This window comes from Pseudobutyrivibrio sp. OR37 (genome assembly GCF_900113655.1).
In the GTDB taxonomy this organism is placed as follows: Bacteria; Bacillota; Clostridia; order Lachnospirales; family Lachnospiraceae; genus Pseudobutyrivibrio.
Genome location: NZ_FOQF01000034.1, coordinates 26,885 through 33,088, shown reverse-complemented (window position 1 = coordinate 33,088; position 6,204 = coordinate 26,885). Strand labels below are relative to the sequence as shown.

The window sequence follows — 6,204 nt, the reverse complement described above, 5'->3', positions numbered from 1 at the left end:
TGGGGGCGTAGCTCAGTTGGGAGAGCACCTGCCTTGCAAGCAGGGGGTCAAGAGTTCGAATCTCTCCGTCTCCACTTTAGGTTGAATAACCTAGATAATCCTCAATAGCTCAGTTGGTAGAGCACTCGGCTGTTAACCGAGTTGTCGTAGGTTCGAGTCCTACTTGGGGAGTTTAATGCCGATGTGGCTCAATTGGCAGAGCAGCTGATTTGTAATCAGCAGGTTATCGGTTCGAGTCCGATCATCGGCTTTATAAGTTTAGAATCACTGAATCATAATGGTTCAGTGATTTTTTTTGTATAGTCGACTATAATATATTTAGTTTTTGTCGCTAATTCATAGTGAAGGGGATATATTATGAGCAAAATAGAATTAATACATGGTTCTTGCGCTGATCAAAAAGTTGATGTTATTGTAAATGCTGCCAATTCAGGACTTTGGGCTGGTGGCGGTATATGTGGTGTGATTTTTAATAAAGCCGGTGTCAAGGAACTATCTGATGCATGTAGTCAGTACAATACACCTTTGAAGGATGGAGATGCAGTCATAACACCATCATTTAAATTGACCAATGCAAAAGCAATTGTTCATGCCGTTGGTCCCAATTTTTCCATTACACCAAATGCCTTCGAAGAATTGTTCTATGCATATTATAATTCATTGGTGGTGATGAAGGATAACGGATATCATAGCATATCTTTTCCTCTTATTAGTGCCGGGATATTCGGTGGAAATTTAGATAATCCAGCTGGTAATTCCGCGAAACAATGCTGTAGAGCTTATGCAAAATTCGTGGCGGATTATCCAGACTATGAAATAGAAGTAATGCTGTGTGCCTATGGTGCAAATGAGATGTCGGAAGCAAAAAAAATGATGAATTAAAAGGAGAGAACTATGGAGACATGGTATTATGTGGTTGAAAGTATTGATGGCGATTATGCCAATTTAAGAAGAACTGATATAGCGTCTGATGAGCTCAAGCTTGTTGCAAGGGCGTTGCTTCCAGAGGATATAGACGAGGGGAGCAAACTTAAATATGAGTTAATGCAGTACTTTTTAATTTAGATTCAAAAGAAGTGATAGGAGTTAAAAAATAATGGGATTTTTTTCAGAGATAGATGGTGTGCTTAAGCCATCTGAGGAATATTTAGCAAACCATATATTAGAGGGCTATGAAGAGGGCGATATGGATCATGATGACTACGAGGTTGAAGATGATGAAGTGGCCATGTCGCTAATAAGAAAATGTAAGGCTTGTAACAAAGCATTCACTTTGGCTGGCGCAATAAAGGACTTTGATGAATATTATGATGGAGAGTTCTTCTATATGGAAGAATTTGTAGGCCAACTTTGTGGTAAGTGCGCCATCAAGGAGATAGAAGAAGAGTTGTAGATAGTAAAAATTGGAATTGAAAGTAAGAAAGGAAATAAACATGTATTACGTACCAGACGGAACCACTCTAGCAGGTTTTTATGAATGTAAGGAGTGTGCAAACAGATTTTTATCAGTACAGGTAGGACCAAGTTTGGTGTGTCCATACTGCGGCGAGCAGCCAAACATGGAGATTGGTCCAGACGAGGAGATGCCGGTGGCTACTGAGACTGCAAATCTAATTTCTGTTGTACAGGGTGAAGAGGAGGTGGAGCGAATGGATGCGCTGCTTTCACTTGCTGTAACAGGCGGGGATTATAACTGGATGTAAACAGAGAATACATATACGTTCTTTAAACAATATCCTTCATAGCCCCAGAAATTAATGTTGTTTAAATCATTTTCTATTTTTTGTTCACCTTTTTTTCCTATAGCTTCAGGGGTATTAGCTAATATGCGGATTATTGAGACAAAAAGGATGAATTTACTTGAAATATTATTTTTGCGAAGCACCAATCATTATTGGTTGGTGCTTTTGTTTAGTTTAACCTTGGTTTTAGCTATATATAATATCTGAGACCTGAGAGTTTATCGGACTTTTATAGATTGATGTGGTATACTTTTATTTAGCGTAATTACTATGTTTTGGGCGATTTTTACAATCATGAATAGAGGTGAATTTGTATATGGGTATCGTAAATACGTTATCATATTATGACAAAAAGGCTAAGGAATTTTGTGAGAATACTGTTAATGCAGATGTATCTCCTCAACGTGAGCGATTTCTTGGATATTTGGAAAAAGGAGATAGTATCCTAGATTTTGGCTGTGGATCAGGTAGAGATACTAAGTCATTTTTAGAATTGGGATATAAAGTTGAAGCAATAGACGGTTCTGCAGAATTATGTAAAACTGCGTCAGCGTTTACAGGAATTGATGTCAAGAATATGCTTTTTCAAGAACTTATTGAGGTGGAAAAATACGACGGCATTTGGGCCTGCTCTTCAATTTTACATGTTCCAAAAGTCGAATTAAGAACTGTTCTAAGTAAAATGGTTGTTGCATTAAAAACTGGTGGGGTTATTTATACATCTTTTAAATATGGCAATTATGAAGGCGAAAGAAATGGCAGATACTTTACAGATTTTACTGAAGAATCTTTTGTGGAATATATATCCGATTTTAAAGAGATAAAAATAGAAGAAACTTGGATTACTAGTGATGTAAGACCAGGGCGAGGAGAAGAAAAATGGTTGAACCTAATTTTGAAGAAATAGGTGAAAACAAAGCAGCGAATCTAATTGAAACAATAGACTTAAAGATGCAACCTCTAGCAATGACTGGCGATGATAACAAGGCTGTGCAATTATATGCTAAGCTTTTAGCTAGTTTTGGCAATGCAAAGCAGGTTGATATAATCGTGTCATTTTTGATGGAGTCCGGTGTAAAAATGCTTCTAAAACAATTAGAAAAGTCGATTAATGCCGGTACGAAAATACGAATTCTTACGGGTAATTATCTTGGAATTACCCAGCCATCAGCTCTTTACATGATTAAGCGCGAGTTGGGAGATAGAGTAGAATTAAGATTCTATAATGACACACGCAGATCATTTCATCCTAAAGCATATATATTTCATTATGCTTCTCATGGTGAAATATTCATAGGCTCATCCAATATTTCAAGAAGTGCATTGACATCTGGCATTGAATGGAACTATAGATTCACTACATTTTCAGATGAGAAAAATTTTAAGAAATTCAGTGATACATTTGAAGATTTATATCAGAATCATTCACTTGAAGTTACTGAAGATGTTCTTAGAGAATACTCAAAGAATTGGCACAGACCTGCAGCTGCTAAAGACTTAGATAGATACGATGAAGCCGAGGCAGATAACGATACAAAAGTTAGGATGCTCTTTGAGCCACGAGGAGCACAGATTGAAGCACTTTGTGCCTTAGAAAATTCTAGGGCGGAAGGTGCAACTAAGGCCCTGGTTCAAGCTGCGACTGGAGTTGGAAAGACTTATTTAGCAGCATTTGATTCAAAGGATTATAAGCGAGTGTTGTTCGTTGCACATAGAGAAGAGATTCTAAAACAGGCAGCAGCATCATTTCGAAATGTAAGAAATTCAGATGATTATGGGTTCTTTAATGGAGAGGAGAAATGCATTGATAAATCAGTGGTTTTTGCGTCTGTAGCTACCCTAGGAAATGATAGATATCTAAATCCTGAGTATTTCTCTGCTGATTATTTCGACTACATTGTTGTAGACGAATTTCATCATGCGGTAAACGATCAGTATAAGAGGATAGTAGATTACTTTAAGCCTAAATTCATGCTTGGGTTGACTGCTACTCCAGAACGAATGGATGGTAGAAGCATCTACGAGCTTTGTGATTATAATGTTCCTTATGAGATTTCGCTCTACGAGGCTATAAACAAAGGAATGTTGGTTCCATTCCATTATTATGGAATTTATGATGATACAGATTACTCAAAGCTACATGTTGTAAGAGGACGTTATGATGAAAAAGAATTAAATGAAACATATATTGGTAACGTACGCCGACATGATTTGATTTATAAATATTATCGTAAATACGAATCCGATCGTGCATTGGGATTTTGCTGTTCAAGGGCACATGCAGAAGAAATGGCAAAAGAGTTTTGCAAACGAGGAACACCTGCAGTTGCAGTTTATAGTGATGCGAATGGTGATTATTCTGAGGCGAGAGATGTAGCAATAGCAAAGCTAAAGGCTGGAGAAATCAAGGTAATATTTGCAGTTGATATGTTTAACGAGGGTGTGGATATCACTTCTTTAGACATGGTTATGTTCTTGAGACCAACTGAATCACCAATTGTATTTTTACAACAGTTAGGGCGTGGTTTAAGAAAATCTAAGGGCAAGGAATATTTAAATGTTCTTGATTTTATAGGCAACTATCAGAAGGCAGGAAAAGTAAGGTTTTTCTTAACTGGCAAGCATAGTGAAACCTACGATAAAAATTCTGGTCGCCCATCGAAGAAGGATATACCAGACGATTGTTTGATAGATTTCGATATGCGTCTCATTGATTTATTTAATGAGATGGAACGTAAGCAAAAGAAGCTTAATGATTTGATTAATGAGGAATTCTATAGAGTAAAAGAGCTTATTGGACATAGACCATCCCGTTTGGAGCTATTTACAGAGATGGATGATGAAATCTACCAGCTTACTATAAAGAACTCAAAGGCTAATGTCTTCAAACGCTACTTGGATTATTTGAGCGAACTAGGCGAGCTTGGAGATGAAGAAAAGTTTTTCTGCAATGGATTAGGAAAAGACTTTATTTCTTTAATTGAAAACACAAACATGACTAAGGTATATAAAATGCCAGTTCTTATGGCCTTTTATAACAATGGCGATGTTTTGATGCAGGTAGATGACAGTCAGTTGCTAGCTAGCTGGAAAAAGTTCTTTAACACCGGTAAGAATTGGCGTGATTTAGATCCAGATAGTACTTATGCGAAGTACCAGGCAATATCCGATTCTAATCACATCAAGAAGATTCATAGCATGCCAGTTAACTTTTTGCTTAAATCAGGCAAGGGATTTTTTGTAAGTACTGATGAGGCACCAATTGCGCTGTGTACGGAAATGAAAGTATTGCAAGGAAATAGAATTCTTGCTGAGCAGATGAAAGATGTCATTGAGTACAGGACTATGGATTACTATAGGCGTAGGCTAGTGGGAACGCTTTTGTGATGTTGAAATAATAACCGATAAACCTCCATCTTTTCACAATGCCTTACAAATTTTTTGGCTTTTCTATCACATTTACAATATAAAATTGAGGAATGAGGTATTTCTGCAATTTCGTAGTTAGTTCAATAGTTAGTATTCTAATTTTTTTCTGCTCTGCTGTTAATTGTTATGCAACTGATTTTACTATCGTTGATGCTTCACAGCAGATTTATTCTTATGAATCTTTATGTGAAGATATAGTGCTGCTGGCTTCAGGGCATGAGGATATTATGTGCTACGAAGCTATAGCCACCACCATGCAGGGCCGTAGCCTGTGGCTCATCAAATTTGGTAATTTGCAGGCAGAAAATAAGATTTTAATTACAGCATCCATTCATGCAAGAGAATATATGACATCTCAGCTTGTCATGAGGATGTTAGAAGAGTACGTGTTGAATTATGATGTGCCAAACGCTGATGGAATCACTTATAGACAACGCTTTACAAATACCTGCTTTTATATTATTCCTATGGTAAATCCTGATGGCGTTACAATCTGCCAAAACGGAACAAAGTCCATAAAAGCAAACGCAAATGGAGTAGATTTAAATAGGAATTTCCCACTTGGCTTTGGCTCTGGTCCAAGATTGGCGAAAAATCCAGGATTGGCCTATTATCCAGGTGTAGAGCCTCTTTCTGAACCAGAGACTGCAGCTATGGCTGCGCTGTTAAATGAGAATGTGTTTTGTGCTGGAATTAACTATCATTCTATGGGAAATATAATTTATTATGGAGCTGCCACCAACACGCCGGAGGTGGCGCAGGGCTGCAGGCAGATGGCTGATTTAGTTCATTCAATCATAGGATATAGACGAGAATATTGCGGAGCTGCAATAGGAAGCTTTGGAGATTACTTTGGGGCTGTTGAAGGAGTTCCTAGTGTTACTATAGAAATCGGTACTGCAAACCCGGTTCCAATATCTCAGTTTGATGTTATATACGCCAAAAATCTCCCAGTCTGGGCCATTATTGGGAGTTTATGCAGCTCATGGTGATGCCAGCAGGCAATGATCCTGTCTTTCTTAGAAAGGGTAGA

Annotated in this window: 7 protein-coding genes and 3 tRNA genes; all 10 read left to right on the top strand. The window is 37.6% G+C overall.

Annotated elements, in window-relative coordinates; genetic code table 11:
* Nucleotide 1 precedes the first annotated feature (1 nt).
* The 10 genes from BM097_RS13755 to BM097_RS13710 all read left to right on the top strand — a co-directional run bounded on the left by BM097_RS13755 (nucleotide 2) and on the right by BM097_RS13710 (nucleotide 6,163).
* A tRNA-Ala gene (locus tag BM097_RS13755) sits at nucleotides 2-74 on the top strand.
* A gap of 24 nt (nucleotides 75-98) precedes the next feature.
* A tRNA-Asn gene (locus tag BM097_RS13750) sits at nucleotides 99-171 on the top strand.
* A 6-nt stretch (nucleotides 172-177) separates the two neighbouring features.
* Nucleotides 178-250: transfer RNA gene (locus BM097_RS13745), tRNA-Thr, on the top strand.
* Nucleotides 251-357: 107 nt separating this feature from the next.
* Complete coding sequence (locus BM097_RS13740; protein ID WP_090551368.1) at nucleotides 358-882, top strand: macro domain-containing protein; 525 nt, start codon at nucleotides 358-360, stop codon at nucleotides 880-882.
* Between the two features lie 12 nt (nucleotides 883-894).
* Nucleotides 895-1,065 carry a chorismate--pyruvate lyase gene (locus tag BM097_RS13735; protein WP_090551365.1) on the top strand — a complete coding sequence of 57 codons (171 nt, stop codon included), beginning with the start codon at nucleotides 895-897 and terminating at the stop codon, nucleotides 1,063-1,065.
* Between the two features lie 31 nt (nucleotides 1,066-1,096).
* Nucleotides 1,097-1,393, top strand: coding sequence for a hypothetical protein (locus tag BM097_RS13730; RefSeq protein ID WP_090551361.1), 297 nt, complete (start codon nucleotides 1,097-1,099; stop codon nucleotides 1,391-1,393).
* 40 nt (nucleotides 1,394-1,433) lie between these two features.
* A complete protein-coding gene (locus tag BM097_RS13725) occupies nucleotides 1,434-1,703 on the top strand; it encodes a hypothetical protein (RefSeq protein ID WP_090551375.1) in 270 nt (89 codons plus the stop codon).
* A 355-nt stretch (nucleotides 1,704-2,058) separates the two neighbouring features.
* The gene (locus BM097_RS13720) at nucleotides 2,059-2,649 is read left to right on the top strand and encodes a class I SAM-dependent methyltransferase (protein ID WP_090551357.1); all 591 of its coding nucleotides are present in this window, start codon (nucleotides 2,059-2,061) and stop codon (nucleotides 2,647-2,649) included.
* Nucleotides 2,650-2,693: 44 nt separating this feature from the next.
* Nucleotides 2,694-5,129: a DEAD/DEAH box helicase family protein gene (locus tag BM097_RS13715; protein WP_443197886.1), complete on the top strand. Its 2,436-nt coding sequence runs from the start codon at nucleotides 2,694-2,696 to the stop codon at nucleotides 5,127-5,129.
* A 92-nt stretch (nucleotides 5,130-5,221) separates the two neighbouring features.
* On the top strand, nucleotides 5,222-6,163 hold the full coding sequence (locus BM097_RS13710) for a M14 family metallopeptidase (protein WP_090551350.1): 942 nt from the start codon (nucleotides 5,222-5,224) through the stop codon (nucleotides 6,161-6,163).
* Nucleotides 6,164-6,204 lie beyond the last annotated feature (41 nt).